Origin of the sequence: Gordonia sesuvii (genome assembly GCF_036350415.1) — a bacterium.
Classification (GTDB): domain Bacteria; phylum Actinomycetota; class Actinomycetes; order Mycobacteriales; family Mycobacteriaceae; genus Gordonia; species Gordonia sesuvii.
The window spans coordinates 186,088-201,090 of the sequence record NZ_JAZDUF010000007.1 but is presented as its reverse complement, the minus strand read 5'-3'; the positions used below and the strand labels follow the sequence as shown (position 1 = coordinate 201,090).

Genomic DNA, 15,003 nt, shown 5'->3' with positions numbered 1-15,003 from the left:
GAGGTCGCAATGGCGGACAACAACAACCCGTTCGGGATGAGCCCGGAGGATTTCGATCGCTTCGCGCGCGAAGCATCGGAGGGTGTCCGCGACATGGTCGGCAAATTCCTGACAGGTCCGGGTGCGGCGGGTGGCGCGTGGTCGAACCTCTTCGAGGACGCCGGTCGCACGCGTCGGCGCGAACCGGAGACCACCGGGGAGACCGGTACGGGCGTGTGGGCCGTCTTCGTCGTCAGCGACGACGGCGGAGCGCGGGTCGAACAGGTCTATGCCTCCGAACTCGACGCGCTGCGCGCCAACAAACACAACACCGACCCCCGCCGCAAGGTGCGGTTCCTGCCGTACGGGATCACCGTCAGCGCGCTCGACGAGGACGATTCACCCGAGGCCTGAGCCGCACCACTGCACCGATCGCTACTGGGCCGATCGCAGCGCCGCGCGGCGTTCGGCTGCCTCACTGAATCGGCGGCGTTGCACGTCGGTCCGGGGTACGAGTTGGGGCACCGGATGGGGCCGGCCGTCGTCGTCGGTCGCGACCATCGTGAAATAGCAACTGTTGGTGTGCCGCCGTTCGCCGGTCCGCACGTCCTCGGTGTCGACCCGGATGCCGACCTCCATCGAGGTGCGGCCCGTGTGGTTGACCGACGCCGACAAGGTGAGGACCTCGCCGACACGGATCGGTTCGCGGAAGATCACCCGGTCCACCGACAACGTGACCGCATAGCGTCGCGAGTACCGGCTCGCGCAGGCGTAGGCGACCTGGTCGAGGAGTTTGAGTAGCGTTCCCCCGTGGACGTTGCCGGCGAAGTTGGCCATGTCCGGTGTCATCAGCAACGACATCGACAGGCTGATCCGGTCGGCGCTGTCCCTCTCTGTGCTGCCGGTCTCTGCGCCATTTTCCTCTGCGCCGTTGTCCTCTGCGTTGTTGCCCTTTGCGGCCGGGTCGGTGGTCTGCATGTCTGTCTCCCGTCGGGCAGGATGGCTGATCGTCCGACCAGCCTTGCACCAACCACCCGAGCGCGGTGGGGAAGTGACGGGATGTCCCGGCGATCATCCGGTCGGTGACTGTGCCACGATGACCGGATGATGGTGATCGCCGAGGCGTCGTCGGCAGCCGATACCGTGGCGATCGAATCACTCTTCTGGATCGCCGCCGCAGCGGTCGCCGCGCCGATCGTCTCGCGCATCTTCCGCGGCTACGTCCCCGACGCCGTGGTCCTGCTCGTCTTCGGCATGGCGATCGGCCCGCATGTGCTCGGGTGGGCCGACCGGGACAGCGTCGAGATCCTCAGCGAACTCGGACTAGGCATGCTGTTCCTGCTCGCCGGATACGAACTGGACCCGAAGTTGTTGGGCGGCAAATCGGGTCGGGTCGCGCGGTTCACGTGGCTGGCGGGGCTGTTGATCGCACTCGTGGCGGTCACCTTCACCGTCCCCGACGAGGATTTCGCCGCGCACATCGCAGTCGCGATCGCGCTCACCTCCACGGCGCTGGGCACGCTGCTACCGATCATCAAACAAGACGGGCTGCTCGACACGCCGCTGGGCCGCTCGGTGATGGCCCATGGCGCCGTCGGTGAACTCGGCCCGATTCTCGCGATGTCGTTGTTGCTCACCAGCCGCAGCGTCGGCGGGGCCATCGTGGTGCTCATTCTGTTCGGGGTGGCCGCACTGCTGATCGGTGCGTTTCCGCAGCGACTCCTCGAACGGATCCCCGGATTGCGTTACGCCGTGTACGAGATGAGTGGTGGCACATTCCAGTTGCCGATCCGAGTGGTATTCCTGCTGCTGGTGTCATTGATGACGGTCGCCGCGGTGTTCGAACTCGACGTCGTGCTGGGGGCATTCGCCGCGGGGCTGATCCTGCAGCGGCTGAACGGGCCGGCGAACCACGACGTCGGGAAGTCGTTGGAGGTCATCGGGTTCGGCGTACTGATCCCGATCTTCTTCGTGACGTCCGGCATGGGTATCGACGTCACCGCGGTCCTCGGTGAACCAGTTCTGTGGGTCGTCCTCGTCGTCGCAATCGGTCTCGCCCGGGGATTGCCGGTGTGGCTGAGCGAGCGCTACATCCCACACGGGTCGAATCTGACAGAGAAGCGCGAGCGAACCCAGCTCGCCCTCTACGCCGCGACCGGCCTTCCGATCATCGTCGCGGTCACCGAGGTGGCGACGGAATCCGAACTGATGTCACTGCAACTCGCGTCGAGTCTGGTGGCGGCGGGAGCGACGACGGTCCTTCTCTTCCCGCTCATCGCTCGCCTCGTCAAACCCACCGAACGCGTGTAGCCGTCGCCCCGAACAGTCGGGGCGACGGCCACATCACGATTGCTGAGATGTCAGCGGTCAGACCTCAGGGTCAGAGGTAGGCGCCGCAGGTCGGCCACGCGCCGGGACCCTGGCTGGCCAGAGTGTTCTCCGCGACCCGGATCTGCTCGGCCTTCGACGCGTTCGCCGGGTTGCCGGAGCCACCGTTGGCCTCCCAGGTGCTCTGCGAGAACTGCAGACCGCCGTAGTAGCCGTTGCCGGTGTTGATCGCCCAGTTACCGCCGCTCTCGCACTGGGCGACGGCGTCCCAGTTGTTGGCTGCCGAGGCGGTGCCGGCGACGGCGGCGAACGGGGCCAGGGACAGCGCACCGACGACTCCGGCACGCACAGCAAGCTTCTTGAAACTCATGGTCAACGTTCCTCCTATCGCCACCCCAATAGCGGGCTGGGCGGCTGATCTTCGGACCGGTCGCGACCGTACAAGCTGGTAACGGTCAGGTCACATCAGCGCAGCTACCTGCGGCATCTGGATCACGCATTGATAACAGGGGTGGGATTCCGGCGAATTACCAGCGCACCGCGGCGTGTCGCTGCTTCGGGATCACGATTCGACATTCGATTCAGTGTGAGAAACCGCACAGCCGAAATGTGGTATCGGTCACTGCGTTTGCGGCAGGTCGGGTCGGTTCGTCGGGGGTCCGGAACTCAGGTCAGGTCGGCACGCAGTGAGTCATCGAGCGACGCGCGGACGAGGGCCGCGGCGAGGGTTGCCGGTGTGCCGTCGGCGAGTCGTCCGAGTGTCTCCGGGTCGTCGGGGAGACCGAGTTCGGCAGCAGCGGTCAGGGCGCGCTTGTCGAAGTACGGCGCCACCCATTGCCAGACGTCCTGGACCTCACGCAGGAAGACGGATGCGCCGGTCGGCCCGATACCGGTGAACTCCTGGAGGAGGTCTGCGGCGCGCTCAGTGTCGCGGTCGGCGTTCGCGGCGAGTCGGCGGAGGTCGCCCCCGTAATCGTCGACGACCTTGCGGCCGGCCTCACCGAGGCGCGTTGCGGTGCTTTCGTCGTAGCGGACGTAGTGGCCACGGCCGAGGGCGTCGACGAGACTCTGCCACTTCGCGTCGGCCATCTTCTGTGGTGTCCGGTATCCCGCGGCATTCAGTTCGCGCGCAGCGGCGACCGCGATGTCCGCCGAGATGCGCGCACTCAGTAGGAGCGACAGGACCAGCAGTTGGAAGAGGGGCGCGGGCGTGTCCTTGAGGGTGATGCCTGCTGCGTCGGCGTAGGTGCGGCCTGCGCGGTCGATCAACGCCGTCGCGGTGGCCTGCTGCTTCTTCGACACGGTTGCTCCTCCCGGGCGAGATGGACGTCGTGTGGTCTCGTCCGGAAGTGCTACCCGGTCTGCGTACGTGTCAACCGGTCAGCAGCACCTCGCGCCGGGGCGGCGATCCTGGTCGGCGTATCGGCCCCGCCAGTAGGCGGACTCGGACAGCACCGGTTCCCGTGGGTGGGTGCGCGCCATGTGTTCGACGTAGCGCCGGTAGTCGTGGTCACCCATCAGGCTCCCGACATACCACCGGACCGCGTCGACCGCGCGCCGCAGACGACCCATCACGGTTCACCCTTCTCGCCACCGGCGGTCGCCGGCTCAGGAGGGGAGCCCGGCGGATGGTCGTGCAGGAACTCGTCCCATTCCTTCTGCAGGTGGCGTTCGGTCGGCGTCGTGATCAGTCCTCGCGGTCCGAAGATCCGGGACGGCACGGGTTCGTCCTCGGTCGTCGGCAGCCCGCCGCTTCGGACTGCCTTCACGCAGAGGTACGCGCCGACCACGGCGACGATCAGGACAAGCGACGCGAAGATGATCGAGAGCGTCCCCTGGATGAACGTGTTGCGTACGACGGCGTCGATCTCGTCACTGCTCGTGGCCGTCTTGAACGTCGTCAACCCCTGATCGCGGGCGCTCACGAAGTCGCGGTGCTGTGCCCAGTAGCCGATGGACGGGTTGTCGGAGAAGATCTTCTGCCACGACGCCGACATCGTGACGATCAGATCCCACACCAACGGCACACCGGGAATCCACGCCCACTTGAACTGGCCGCGTTTGAACAACACGACGGTCACCACCGTGAGGGCGACCGCGGCCAACAACTGGTTGGCGATGCCGAACAGCGGGAACAGGGTGTTGATCCCGCCGAGTGGATCGGTGACGCCCATCAGCAGGATGGAACCCCAGGCGGCGCACACGATCACGGTGCACAGCCAGGCCCCGGGGCGCCAGGACGGATCCTTGAACCGGCGGGCGCCCGGTAGATTTCCGAGGCCGTCGGAGAGCATGAAGCGTGCCACGCGCGTCCCGGCGTCGACCGTGGTGAGGATGAACAGCGCCTCGAACATGATCGCGAAGTGATACCAGAACGAGCGCAACGACTCTCCGCCGATCGCCTGCTGCAGCGTTTCGGCCATGCCCATCGCCAGCGTCGGTGCGCCACCCGTCTTGGAGACGATCGACGCCTCCTCGACACCCTCGGCGGCCTGCTCGAAGTACTCCGGCGTGACCGGTGCGCCGTCGAGCCCGAGGCCGTTGACGTACTCCGCGGCGCCCGCGGCATCGCCACCGGTGACCGAGGCGGGGGCGTTCATCGCGAAGTAGAGATGCTGATCGAGGATGCACGCGGTGATCAGCGCCATGATCGCGACGAACGACTCGGTGAGCATGCCGCCGTACCCGATGATCCGGGCCTGACCCTCCTTGGCGAGCAGCTTCGGCGTGGTGCCCGAGGCGATCAGCGAGTGGAAACCGGACAATGCGCCGCACGCGATCGTGATGAACAGGAACGGGAAAAGGGCACCGGCGAACGCGGGGCCCTGTCCGTTCCAGGCGAATTCGCTGACCGCCGGCGCCTGCATCACCGGCTGGACGAGCAGGATGCCCACGGCGAGCAGTGCGATCGTGCCGACCTTCATGAACGTCGACAGGTAGTCGCGGGGTGCGAGCAGCAGCCACACCGGCAGGATGGCGGCGGCGACACCGTAGATGATGATCGCCCAGCTCAGCGCCACCGGTGACAGACTGAACCAGTCGTTGCCCCAGGAGGATTCGCCGACATATCGGCCGGCCACGATTGCCGCCAACAGGAGTACCACCCCGATGGCGGATACCTCGCTGACCCGGCCGGGCCGGAAGAAGCGCAGATACACCCCCATGAACAGGGCGATGGGAATGGTCATGGCGATCGAGAAGACGCCCCAGGGACTTTCGGCCAGGGCATTGACCACGACGAGTGCGAGGACCGCGATCAGGATGATCATGATGACGAAGACCGCGACGATCGCCGCCGTGCCGCCGACCGCACCCAACTCGTCCCGGGCCATCTGGCCGAGGCTGCGCCCGCGACGACGAGTGGAGATCGACAGGACAAGGTAGTCCTGAACACAACCGGCCATTACCGCGCCGATGATGATCCAGATGGTGCCGGGCAGATAGCCCATCTGCGCGGCGAGGACCGGGCCGACCAGCGGCCCCGCGCCGGCGATCGCGGCGAAATGGTGACCGAAGAGAACCCGGCGGTCCGTGGGCATGTAATCGCGCGAGTTGTCGAGGATCTCGGCCGGCGTCGCATGGTCGTCGCGGGGTTTGACGACCTTCATCTCGATCAGTCGGGCGTAGAAACGGTAGGCGACGATGTAGGTGCACACCGCGGCCAACACGAACCAGACCGCATTGACCGATTCGCCGCGGACCAGGGCGATGATGGCCCAGGCCACCGCGCCGATGAGCCCGATGACCGCGAACAGAATGCGCTTGCCGACGGTCATCGGGGAGCGATCCACGATGGCCACCGGAGGCAGGTCCGGATCGGTCCGGAGGTAGGTGATGTTCGGATCGTCTGCGCGCTCGTCGGTCACCGCCATGGGGGCACCTTCCTCGAGTAGCGAGTGTGGCCCGCGTCACTATACGCCCAGACTCTGGTTCTGCTGCCCACACCATTGAATCGAGATGCCAACTCGGGCAATCTGGGCGCCATGTCGAGTCCGACCGCCCAGCCCTCGCACCCCGCCGATCACGAACGGCAGGCGGCCCAGATCGTCGCCCGTCTGTCGACCGCGGACAAGGCATCACTCACCACCGGGGCGGACTTCTGGCACACCGCCGCGATCACCGACGCCGGCGTCGCGTCGGTGATGCTCACCGACGGCCCACACGGAATCCGCAAGCAGCGCGGGGATGTCGATGCGCTCGGCATCAACGACTCCGTTCCGGCGGTGTGCTTTCCGCCGGCCGTCGCGATGGCGTCGTCGTTCGACCCGGAACTGATCGAGCGGGTCGGGGATGCGCTGGGGCGAGAATGCCTCGCCGAGGATGTGTCGGTGATCCTGGGGCCCGGTGTCAACATCAAGCGATCACTGCTCGGCGGCCGCAACTTCGAATACCTGTCCGAGGATCCCCATCTCACCGGGCGCATCGGTGCCGCCCTGATCCGCGGCATCCAGCAGCACGGTGTGGGCACATCGGTCAAACACTTTGCCGTGAACAATCAAGAGCACGAACGACTTCGGGTGAGCGCCGACGTGGACCCGCGGCCGTTGCACGAAATCTACCTCCGAGCGTTCGAACACATCGTCGCCACCGCGCGGCCCTGGACGGTGATGGCCTCCTACAACAAGATCAACGGCGTCTACGCGACCGAGAGTTCGTGGCTGCTCACCGAAACCCTTCGCCGACGTTGGGGTTTCGACGGACTCGTCGTGTCCGACTGGATGGCCGTGGACAACCGCGTGGCAGCGCTCGCGGCGGGCGTCGACCTGGAGATGCCGTCGAGCGGCGATCTGGGCCCGGCTGCGGTGCGCGAGGCGATCGCCGACGGCGACCTCTCATCCGAGGTGCTCGACGACGCGGCGAGCCGCGTCGTCGCGCTCGCCCTGGCCGCGGAAGCGAACCGGGTGTCGGGTGCGACCTACGACCGGGAGGCGCATCACCGTCTGGCGCGTGAGGTGGCCCGCAGATGTGCGGTCCTACTGAAGAACGACCCGGTCGGCGGGGAGGCGCTACTGCCGCTTGGGCACGGGGCGCGGGTGGCCGTCATCGGCGAGTTCGCACGTACCCCGCGATTCCAGGGCGGCGGCAGTTCCAAGATCAATCCATTCCGCCTCGACGCCGCACTCGACGAGATGCAGGCCATCGCGGACGACGGCGCGATCTCCTTCGCTCCCGGATTCGTGGTCGGCGCAACCGAATCCGACCCGGACCTGCACGACACGGCGGTGGCCACGGCCGCAGGCGCCGAGATCGCGGTGGTCTTCCTGGGCCTCGGCGACGACGACGAATCGGAGGGATTCGACCGTTCGAGCTGGACCTTGCCGGAACCTCAATTGGCCCTCCTACGTGCAGTTCTCGCCGTCAACCCGCGCACCGTGGTCGTGCTGTCGAACGGAGGAGTGGTGGATCTGGCCGAGATCGACGAGGCGCCCGCGGTGTTGGAGTCGTGGCTGCTCGGCCAGGCCGGCGGCGGCGCGGTCGCCGAACTCCTGTACGGACTCGCCGACCCGTCCGGTCGACTGGCGGAGACGATCCCGCACCGCATCGAGGACAGCCCGGCCTTCCTCGATTTCCCGGGAGAGCAACTCCACGTCCGCTACGGCGAAGGTGTGTTCGTCGGATACCGCTGGTACGACGCCCGCCGCATCCCCGTGCGATACCCGTTCGGGCACGGACTGTCCTACACCACTTTCGATTTCGGCGACCTGGAGGTATCGGCGACGGGCGATGCACTCCGCGTGCAGGTGCGGGTGACCAACACGGGTCGGCGGGCCGGTCGCGCGGTCGGCCAGGTGTATGTGGGTCTCGACTCCTCGAGGGTTGCCCGCCCGCCCCGGGAACTCAAGGCGATCGGCGTGGCCGACCTCGAACCGGGCGGCACCACGGTGCTCGATCTCGACATCCCCGAGTCCGAACTCGCCTACTGGGATCGGGACCTCGACGACTGGGTGGTCGAGGCCGGACGGTACCGGGTCGAGGTGGGTGCCTCCAGCCGCGACATCCGTGTACGTACGACCGTCGACGTCGACGGCGACGGCGCTGGGCGGGCGATCCGGCTGGGCCGCTCGGCAACCGTCGGAGAGGTGCTCGAGCACCCCACCGCCGGACCCGTCGTGCGGTCTGCGGTCGCGGCCACGATGGGTGTCGAGGACCTCGACCCCACGATGCTGATGCTGGTCTCGTCGTTCCCGATCCGCCGCGTCGCGCCGATGCTGGGACTCGACGACGAGCGGCTGCGAGATCTGCTGAACTGACCGACCTTGCTGCCTGACCGACCTTGCTGCCTGACCGACCCTTCCTGCTTGTCGACCCTTTCTGCCTGTCGACCCTGCCGCCGACCGGCCCCACCGGTCAGCGGTCGCGTCGCCGGTGGAGGGTCACCCGGCCGCCGTCGCCCGGCGCGTATGCCACGCCACGGGAGTGCCACCGTTCGCCGCGGCTCGTCGTCGGCTCGACGGTGAAGTCGCGTAGCAGTGTCCGCAGCACGACGTCCATCTCCATCTGCGCGAACGCGGCCCCGATACAGCGACGCGTACCGCCACCGAACGGTAGCCAGGCCGGTCCGGGTGTGCTCCCGAGGAAACGCTCGGGGTCGAAGCGTTCCGGATCGCGGAAGTGTCGGCTGTCGTCGTGGAGCAGCGAGATCGCGACCATGATGTTGTAGCCCTTGGGAATCCGGTACGGCCCGAGCTCGATCATGTCGTCGACGACGTGTCGGCCGGCGAAGTCGATCACCGGGCGGCTGCGCTGGATCTCGGTGATGGTGGCGGCTATCAATTCGTCACCACCGGCGTCGACCTCGCGGACCAGGGCGTCGAGAAGCGCCGGGTGGCGTTGCAGCCGTTCGATCGCCCAGGCGAGGGTGGTGGCGGTGGTCTCGTGGCCGGCGACGAGGAGGGTGAGCAGTTCGTCGGCGATCTCCGCATCGGTCATCGCCGAACCGTCGTCGTAGCGACTCTGCACCATCAACGCCAGGATGTCGTCGCGCTCGTCGAGCCGGGAGTCGTTGCGGGCCTGAGTGATCAGTGATCGGACGAGATGGTCATAGGTCGCGCGCCGCGCCGCGAACCGACGTCGGGGGTCCATGCGGCCCAGCGAGATCGGGATGTCGGGTATGGTCGCCATCCGCGAGCCGACCTCCACCATCGGTGGGATGATCTCGCGCAGCGTACGCAGTTCGGTGCCCTGCGCGCCGAACACGGTGCGCAAGATGACGTTGAGGGTCACTCGCATCATCGGCTCGAGCGTCGGGAACGGTGTGCCGATCGGCCAGCTTCGCGACTCGGCCTCCAATTCTTCGGCCACGACTGCCTCGTAGAGTCGAATACGCTTGCCGTGCAACGGGGGAGTGAGCAGGCGGCGCCGCCGTCGGTGGTCGCGACCGTCGAGCGAGAAGATGGACCCCGACCCGAGGACGCGACCCAGATTGGGCCGGATGTTGACGACCCGGTCGGTGGACGTGGTGAACAGTTGCCGGGCCATGGTCGGATCGGCGATCACCACGACGTCGCCGAAAAGTGGAATCGCGATCGTGAAGACCGGTCCGTGACGGCGTGCGATGGCGGCGATGGTCTGCCGCCGGCGGAGCGCGAATCCCAGGCCTTGCACGGCGGCCGGCAGCCGTGGCCCGGGCGGCAACATCGGCGTGAACCCGGTGGTGTGTGCAGTGGTGTTGTGTGCAGTGGTCGTGTGTGCAGCGGTGTGTGCGGAACTCATCGCCCGCACCCCCTTCCACGGGTGAGCTGGTACATCGGCGTACCACCGAACGGTACGCGAACGTTCCAGCTGGTGGCAAGGGGTCGTATCGTAGGGGAATGGTTCCCGACACTGTCACGGTCTCCCCCGACGTCGGATCCCCGGTGCGGGGGCGGCTGCTCGAGGCGATGGCCACGTGCGTGATGGAGCGGGGATATCGGGACACCACGGTCGCCGACGTGGTGCGGGTCGCCCGGACCTCGCGACGGTCGTTCTATCAGGAGTTCGACGACAAGCAGGCGTGCTTCGTCGAGCTGCTCCGCAGCACCAACGACGCGATGATCGCGGCGATCTCGGAGAACGTCGATCCCGATGCGGACTGGACGGTGCAGATCCGCCAGGCGGTCGAAGCCTATGTGGAGGTCACCGAGCAGAACCCGGAGATCGCGTGGAGTTGGATTCGCGAACTACCGGCGTTGGGCGAGTCCGCTCGCCGCATCCAGGTGGACGCGATGGAGTCGTTGATCGCCGTGCTGGTGCCACTGACCGACACCCCGCGCATGCGGGAGTCGGGCATAGCGCCGATGACACACGAGACCGCGGTGATGATCTGGGGCGGCATACGTGAACTGGCGGCGTCTGCGGTGGAGCAGAAGCGGTCGCTGTACACCATCGTGGAGCCGATGGTGGGCGCGTGCATCGCCTTGGTGGGCGCCAACATCGGTCGTTGACGCCCACGTGGCGATCAGCTGCTCGTGAGCGTGGCGAAGCGCGCCAGATGTGCGTCCGCCGAACCGAATTCGTACTCGACGGCGGTGAGTCGACGGAAGTAGTGGCCGATGGCCAACTCCTCGGTCATGCCCATCCCGCCGTGTAGCTGGACGGCGTTCTGTCCGATGAACCGGGCCGCGCGACTCGCGGTGGCCTTCGCCGCGGACACGGCCGCCGCCCGCTCGGCGGGTTGCGCGTTCAGCGTCAGGATCGCGTAATACTGTGCGGCGACAGCCTGTTCCAGCTCGATGTACATGTCGACCATGCGATGCTGCAGGGCCTGAAAACTGCCGATCGACTGGCCGAACTGCTGTCGCTGCTTGGCATACTCGACCGTGTCGTCGAAGACCTTGCGCATCGCGCCGACCGCTTCGGAGACCACCGCGGCCGTGGCCTCGTCCCACGCGTGTTCGAGGAGGGGGAGTGCCTCGCCCTCGGTCCCGATCAGCGCGTCGGCGTCAACCCGCACGTCAGCGAAGGTGAGGTCGGCGGCCCGACGATCGTCGATCGTGCGCAACGCCTGCATCGTCAGGCCCTCGGGCGCGCCATCGCCGAGGTCCACGAGGAACAGCGACACACCGTCGCGGTCCCGGGTGTCGCCCGACGTGCGGGCGCTGACGATCAAATGATCCGCCAGTGGCGCGGTGGTGACGACGGCCTTCGCGCCGTTGATGACCCACGAGTCGCCGGAGCGCTCCGCCCGTGTCGAGACGTGGTTGAGCATGCCACCCGATCCGTCCTCCACGGCGGCGAGCGCGGTGAGTGCAGACCCGGCGGCGACCTTCTCGGCGACAGCGGTCGCGCGCGGACTTCCGGTGCGCGCCAACAGCCGCGCACCCAGGACGACCGTGTCCACGAACGGTTCGATGACGAGTGCGTGTCCCAGTGCCTCGGTGACGACCATCAGTTCCTCGGGGCCACCGTCGTCGCCGCCGACGGATTCGGGGAGACACGCACCGATGACGCCGAGCTCGTCGACGAACGATCGCCAGATCTCGGGCTGCCAGCCAGCGCCGACCTTGGCCGCCTCACGGCTGGCGTCGAGGTCGTAGCGGGCTCCCAGGAACTTGCTGAGGCCGTCGCGCAGGAGTTGTTGTTCGGGGGTGAGGGTGAAGTCCATGAGGTCGGGTTCCTATCCGAGTCCGAGGGTGGCCTTGGCCAGGATGTTGCGCTGGATCTCGTTGCTGCCCGCATAGATCGAGCCTGCGCGATCGTTCATGTACAGCAGTGGCGCGACCGCTTGCCAGGCCTCGCCGCTGACGTAGCCGTCGGCAGGGGGTTCGTAGCGGTTGATCGGTCCGCCGGGCGCGGCGGCGTGCGGCTGGTACACGCGGCCGTGCACGCCTGCGGCCTCCAGGTCGAGTTCGGTGATCTTCTGGCTGAGCTCGGTGCCGAGGATCTTGAGCATGGACGCCAGCGAACCCGCGTCGCCGCCGGAACTCATCGCCGCGAGCGCGCGGTACTCGAGGACTTCCAGGATCTTCGCGCGCACCCGTGCATCCGCGAGCTTCGCCGCGAATGCCGGCTCCTCGACCAACGGCACCCCCGACGGACCCGTCATCGCGCCGGCACGCTCGGCGATGTTCTCGGTCATGACCTGCAGGGCGGGCGCCGCAGCGCCGCCGCCGCGCTCGAAGATCAGCAGGTACTTCGCCACGGTCCAACCCTCGTCCACCTTGCCGAGGACGTTCGCCTTCGGTACCCGGACGCCGTCGAAGAACACCTGGGCCTGCACCTGCTCGCCCGACGCCATGACGAGCGGTTGCACCTCGATGCCGGGCGCGGTCATGTCGATCAGCAGGAAGGTGATGCCCTGCTGCTTACGCTCCTGACGCGAGGTGCGCACCAGGCAGAAGATCCAGTTGGCCTCGGCTGCATGGGTCGTCCAGATCTTGCTGCCGGTGACGACGAAGTCATCGCCGTCGTCGACGGCGGCCATCGAGAGCGACGCCAGATCCGAGCCGGCCTCGGGCTCGGAATAGCCCTGGCAGAAGAAGACGCTGCCGTCGAGGATGCCGGGCAGGAAGAAGTCCTTCTGTTCCTGGGTTCCGAACGCCATGATCGCGTGGGACACCATCCGGATACCCATCGGCGACAGCGCCGGGGCGCCCGCGAGGATCGACTCGCGGCTGAAGATGTAGTGCTGGCCGAGGCTCCAATCGCGGCCCCCGTATTCGACCGGCCACGCCGGTGCGGCCCAACCGCGTTCGTGGAGGATCGCCTGCCACTTCATCGAGGCTTCGTGATCGGCGTACACGCTGGTTCGCAATCGTCCGGCGGCCCGCAGGTCAGGGGTCAGGTTGGCCTCCATGAATTCGCGAACCTCGTCGCGGAAGGCGTTGTCGGCATCCGACCATGTCATGTCCATCTCGAGCTGTCACCCCTGTCTTCGCTGACGCCGTGCTCACGGGCGTGTCACAAGCTGACGTATCAAATATATGTGACACGCCGAATGTACTTGAGTGCGCCCGCCGCTGAAAGGGTCGGAGCCCGGATTGCACGGGACGAGGGGCGCTCGTCTCGCGCGATCCGGGCTCGGATGTTGACGGTGGTGGGGGGTCGGGCGGGGCAACGCTTCGACGATCAGGCCACGTTCTTGAACGGGTCGTGTTCGGCGATGAGCTTGTCCATACGGGCGCCGTCGATACGTGCGCGCACCGATGTCTGTTCCTGACGGTCGCGCACCACCTTGGCGAGCGTGAAGGTGCTCGACGTGAGGAAGAGCATCGTGATGGCGAGGAATCCGCGCTGCCACGGGTCGATGGGGAGATAGAGGATGCCGACGACCGCCGTGGCGAGGCTGACGGCGAAGGCGATGGCGGCCTGCAGGAAGAAGGCGGCGGTGGTGGGGGCCTGGGGGACTTCGTTGGATGCGCTCATGACGATCAGGTTCCCAGCGGCCGTCCTCGGAGGGATGCGTGTGATTACTCAGCCGGGCTGGGGGGAGCCACCCGAATCTTGGTCACCGGTGCCACTACCCGGCGGAGCCTCGGTGCCCGAGGATGCGGTGGTGTTCGCAGGCTCGTTGTCCCCGGGCTTGTCTTCACTGGGTTTGTCGTCACTGGGTTTGTCTTCACTGGGCGCAGACGACGACAGCAGGACGTCTGCCCACCGCGTCGACGGGTCGATGTCGATCAGCAACGCCTTCGACATCAGTGTCAGCGGTACGGCGAGGATGGCGCCCAATGGTCCGATCACCCATGCCCAGAACACCAATGACAAGAACGTCAGTGTGGTCGACAAACCGACAGCGTCGCCGACGAATTTGGGTTGGATCACCGACTGGATCACGACGTTGATCACGCTGTAGACGGCGATGACCACCAGCATCTGGCCCCAGCCCCCGTCGAGGAGCGCCAGCAGCGCGGGCGGTACGAGGCCGATGACGAATCCGACGTTCGGGATGTAGTTGGTGATGAACGAGAGGAGACCCCAGAGGATGGGCAGCGGGATACCGATGATCCACAGCGCCACCGAGTCGAAGACGGCCACGATGAGACCGAAGATCGTCGACACCAACAGGTAGCTCCGGGTGCCCTGGGCGAAACTCCGGAATGCCGCGGCGATGTCGGGTCGCATGCCGTTCAAGACACTGATGCGTCGGTCGAACGACAAGGCGTCGGCGGCCATGAACAACAGCAGCGTGAGCACGAGGATCAATGCCGAGGCGACCGACAGCGTGCTCTCCAGCACGGCGGACACGTAACTCAGGGCCTTCCCGGGATCGATGTGGGAGATCATCTCCTGCACCTTGTCCGAGCTGATGCCGTGGTCGGTCAGGACCTGCTGGAAGTCGTCGATGAGACCCTGGAACTTGTCGGTGTACTCGGGCAGGATCGTCGCCAACCGGGCGACCGAGAAGACGAGAGAACCGAACAGGCCCAACAGGATTCCGTACACCGCGAGCAGAGTCGCCACGAAGGCCAACCAGGTCGGCAGACCTTTGCGGCGCAGCCAGGCCGGAATGGGCTGGACCGCCACCGTCAGCATGAGGGCCAGGAAGATGGGCCCTACCAGGCCGGCAACTGCCTTCATCCCGCCGACCGTGACGATCAGGCCGGTGACTGATAGCAGCACGATCGTGCCGCGAGGCATGGACCAGCCTTTCGGATCGTCGGTGCCTGCCTGCTCAAGCGTCATTCCCGGGCCTCTCGTGTCGTCCTGGGTGGCGGCGTCCGACTGCGCCGATGGTCGGGACGAATCGTAACCTCCGCCCGGTGGATTCGGGTCGCC

The 15,003-nt window shown here is 66.8% G+C and carries 14 protein-coding genes; 4 read left to right on the top strand and 10 right to left on the bottom strand.

Annotated elements, in window-relative coordinates; genetic code table 11:
- Positions 1-9 precede the first annotated feature (9 nt).
- Positions 10-393: a hypothetical protein gene (locus VZC37_RS20890; protein ID WP_330435351.1), complete on the top strand. Its 384-nt coding sequence runs from the start codon at positions 10-12 to the stop codon at positions 391-393.
- Between the two features lie 21 nt (positions 394-414).
- Here VZC37_RS20890 and VZC37_RS20885 read toward each other — a convergent pair whose 3' ends face one another.
- The gene (locus VZC37_RS20885; protein ID WP_330435562.1) at positions 415-840 is read right to left on the bottom strand and encodes an acyl-CoA thioesterase; all 426 of its coding nucleotides are present in this window, start codon (positions 838-840) and stop codon (positions 415-417) included.
- A gap of 246 nt (positions 841-1,086) precedes the next feature.
- Between VZC37_RS20885 and VZC37_RS20880 the strand changes: the two genes are divergently transcribed.
- Entirely contained in the window at positions 1,087-2,289 is a 1,203-nt protein-coding gene (locus VZC37_RS20880; protein ID WP_330435561.1) for a cation:proton antiporter, read from the top strand.
- 70 nt (positions 2,290-2,359) lie between these two features.
- On the opposite strand, the gene VZC37_RS20875 is transcribed toward VZC37_RS20880, so the two are convergent.
- The 4 genes from VZC37_RS20875 to VZC37_RS20860 form a co-directional block, all read right to left on the bottom strand.
- Positions 2,360-2,677 (bottom strand): transglycosylase family protein, encoded by a 318-nt coding sequence (locus tag VZC37_RS20875; RefSeq protein ID WP_330435348.1) that lies wholly within the window; start codon positions 2,675-2,677, stop codon positions 2,360-2,362.
- Between the two features lie 296 nt (positions 2,678-2,973).
- Positions 2,974-3,609 carry an HhH-GDP family DNA glycosylase gene (locus VZC37_RS20870; protein ID WP_330435347.1) on the bottom strand — a complete coding sequence of 212 codons (636 nt, stop codon included), beginning with the start codon at positions 3,607-3,609 and terminating at the stop codon, positions 2,974-2,976.
- Positions 3,610-3,687: 78 nt separating this feature from the next.
- Positions 3,688-3,879, bottom strand: coding sequence for a YbdD/YjiX family protein (locus VZC37_RS20865; protein ID WP_330435345.1), 192 nt, complete (start codon positions 3,877-3,879; stop codon positions 3,688-3,690).
- Entirely contained in the window at positions 3,879-6,179 is a 2,301-nt protein-coding gene (locus VZC37_RS20860; protein WP_330435343.1) for a carbon starvation CstA family protein, read from the bottom strand. Before VZC37_RS20860 ends, VZC37_RS20865 begins: the two co-directional genes overlap by 1 nt.
- Before the next feature lie 111 nt (positions 6,180-6,290).
- Here VZC37_RS20860 and VZC37_RS20855 point away from each other — a divergent pair, with 111 nt between their 5' ends.
- Complete coding sequence (locus VZC37_RS20855) at positions 6,291-8,558, top strand: glycoside hydrolase family 3 C-terminal domain-containing protein (RefSeq protein ID WP_330435341.1); 2,268 nt, start codon at positions 6,291-6,293, stop codon at positions 8,556-8,558.
- Positions 8,559-8,655: 97 nt separating this feature from the next.
- Here the strand turns inward: VZC37_RS20855 and VZC37_RS20850 are convergent, their stop codons facing one another.
- On the bottom strand, positions 8,656-9,945 hold the full coding sequence (locus VZC37_RS20850) for a cytochrome P450 (protein WP_330435560.1): 1,290 nt from the start codon (positions 9,943-9,945) through the stop codon (positions 8,656-8,658).
- Positions 9,946-10,118: 173 nt separating this feature from the next.
- Between VZC37_RS20850 and VZC37_RS20845 the strand changes: the two genes are divergently transcribed.
- Positions 10,119-10,730, top strand: a complete 612-nt coding sequence (locus VZC37_RS20845; protein WP_330435338.1) for a TetR/AcrR family transcriptional regulator — start codon at positions 10,119-10,121, stop codon at positions 10,728-10,730.
- 14 nt (positions 10,731-10,744) lie between these two features.
- On the opposite strand, the gene VZC37_RS20840 is transcribed toward VZC37_RS20845, so the two are convergent.
- From VZC37_RS20840 to VZC37_RS20825, 4 genes are all read right to left on the bottom strand, one after another.
- Positions 10,745-11,890, bottom strand: a complete 1,146-nt coding sequence (locus VZC37_RS20840) for an acyl-CoA dehydrogenase family protein (protein WP_330435336.1) — start codon at positions 11,888-11,890, stop codon at positions 10,745-10,747.
- 12 nt (positions 11,891-11,902) lie between these two features.
- Entirely contained in the window at positions 11,903-13,138 is a 1,236-nt protein-coding gene (locus tag VZC37_RS20835) for an acyl-CoA dehydrogenase family protein (protein ID WP_330435335.1), read from the bottom strand.
- A gap of 215 nt (positions 13,139-13,353) precedes the next feature.
- Complete coding sequence (locus VZC37_RS20830) at positions 13,354-13,650, bottom strand: YiaA/YiaB family inner membrane protein (protein ID WP_330435334.1); 297 nt, start codon at positions 13,648-13,650, stop codon at positions 13,354-13,356.
- A 48-nt stretch (positions 13,651-13,698) separates the two neighbouring features.
- On the bottom strand, positions 13,699-14,865 hold the full coding sequence (locus tag VZC37_RS20825) for an AI-2E family transporter (RefSeq protein ID WP_431309466.1): 1,167 nt from the start codon (positions 14,863-14,865) through the stop codon (positions 13,699-13,701).
- Between the last annotated feature and the right edge of the window lie 138 nt (positions 14,866-15,003).

What these genes read in the sequence shown, in the direction of transcription:
- VZC37_RS20840 (WP_330435336.1), bottom strand. Translation starts at nt 11,890, where the DNA reads ATGGACTTCACCCTCACCCCCGAACAACAACTCCTGCGCGACGGCCTC.
- VZC37_RS20855 (WP_330435341.1), top strand. Translation starts at nt 6,291, where the DNA reads ATGTCGAGTCCGACCGCCCAGCCCTCGCACCCCGCCGATCACGAACGG.
- VZC37_RS20850 (WP_330435560.1), bottom strand. Translation starts at nt 9,945, where the DNA reads ATGTTGCCGCCCGGGCCACGGCTGCCGGCCGCCGTGCAAGGCCTGGGA.
- VZC37_RS20860 (WP_330435343.1), bottom strand. Translation starts at nt 6,179, where the DNA reads ATGGCGGTGACCGACGAGCGCGCAGACGATCCGAACATCACCTACCTC.
- VZC37_RS20830 (WP_330435334.1), bottom strand. Translation starts at nt 13,650, where the DNA reads ATGAGCGCATCCAACGAAGTCCCCCAGGCCCCCACCACCGCCGCCTTC.
- VZC37_RS20845 (WP_330435338.1), top strand. Translation starts at nt 10,119, where the DNA reads ATGGTTCCCGACACTGTCACGGTCTCCCCCGACGTCGGATCCCCGGTG.
- VZC37_RS20835 (WP_330435335.1), bottom strand. Translation starts at nt 13,138, where the DNA reads ATGGACATGACATGGTCGGATGCCGACAACGCCTTCCGCGACGAGGTT.
- VZC37_RS20865 (WP_330435345.1), bottom strand. Translation starts at nt 3,879, where the DNA reads ATGGGTCGTCTGCGGCGCGCGGTCGACGCGGTCCGGTGGTATGTCGGG.
- VZC37_RS20880 (WP_330435561.1), top strand. Translation starts at nt 1,087, where the DNA reads ATGGTGATCGCCGAGGCGTCGTCGGCAGCCGATACCGTGGCGATCGAA.
- VZC37_RS20890 (WP_330435351.1), top strand. Translation starts at nt 10, where the DNA reads ATGGCGGACAACAACAACCCGTTCGGGATGAGCCCGGAGGATTTCGAT.
- VZC37_RS20885 (WP_330435562.1), bottom strand. Translation starts at nt 840, where the DNA reads ATGTCGTTGCTGATGACACCGGACATGGCCAACTTCGCCGGCAACGTC.
- VZC37_RS20875 (WP_330435348.1), bottom strand. Translation starts at nt 2,677, where the DNA reads ATGAGTTTCAAGAAGCTTGCTGTGCGTGCCGGAGTCGTCGGTGCGCTG.
- VZC37_RS20825 (WP_431309466.1), bottom strand. Translation starts at nt 14,865, where the DNA reads ATGCCTCGCGGCACGATCGTGCTGCTATCAGTCACCGGCCTGATCGTC.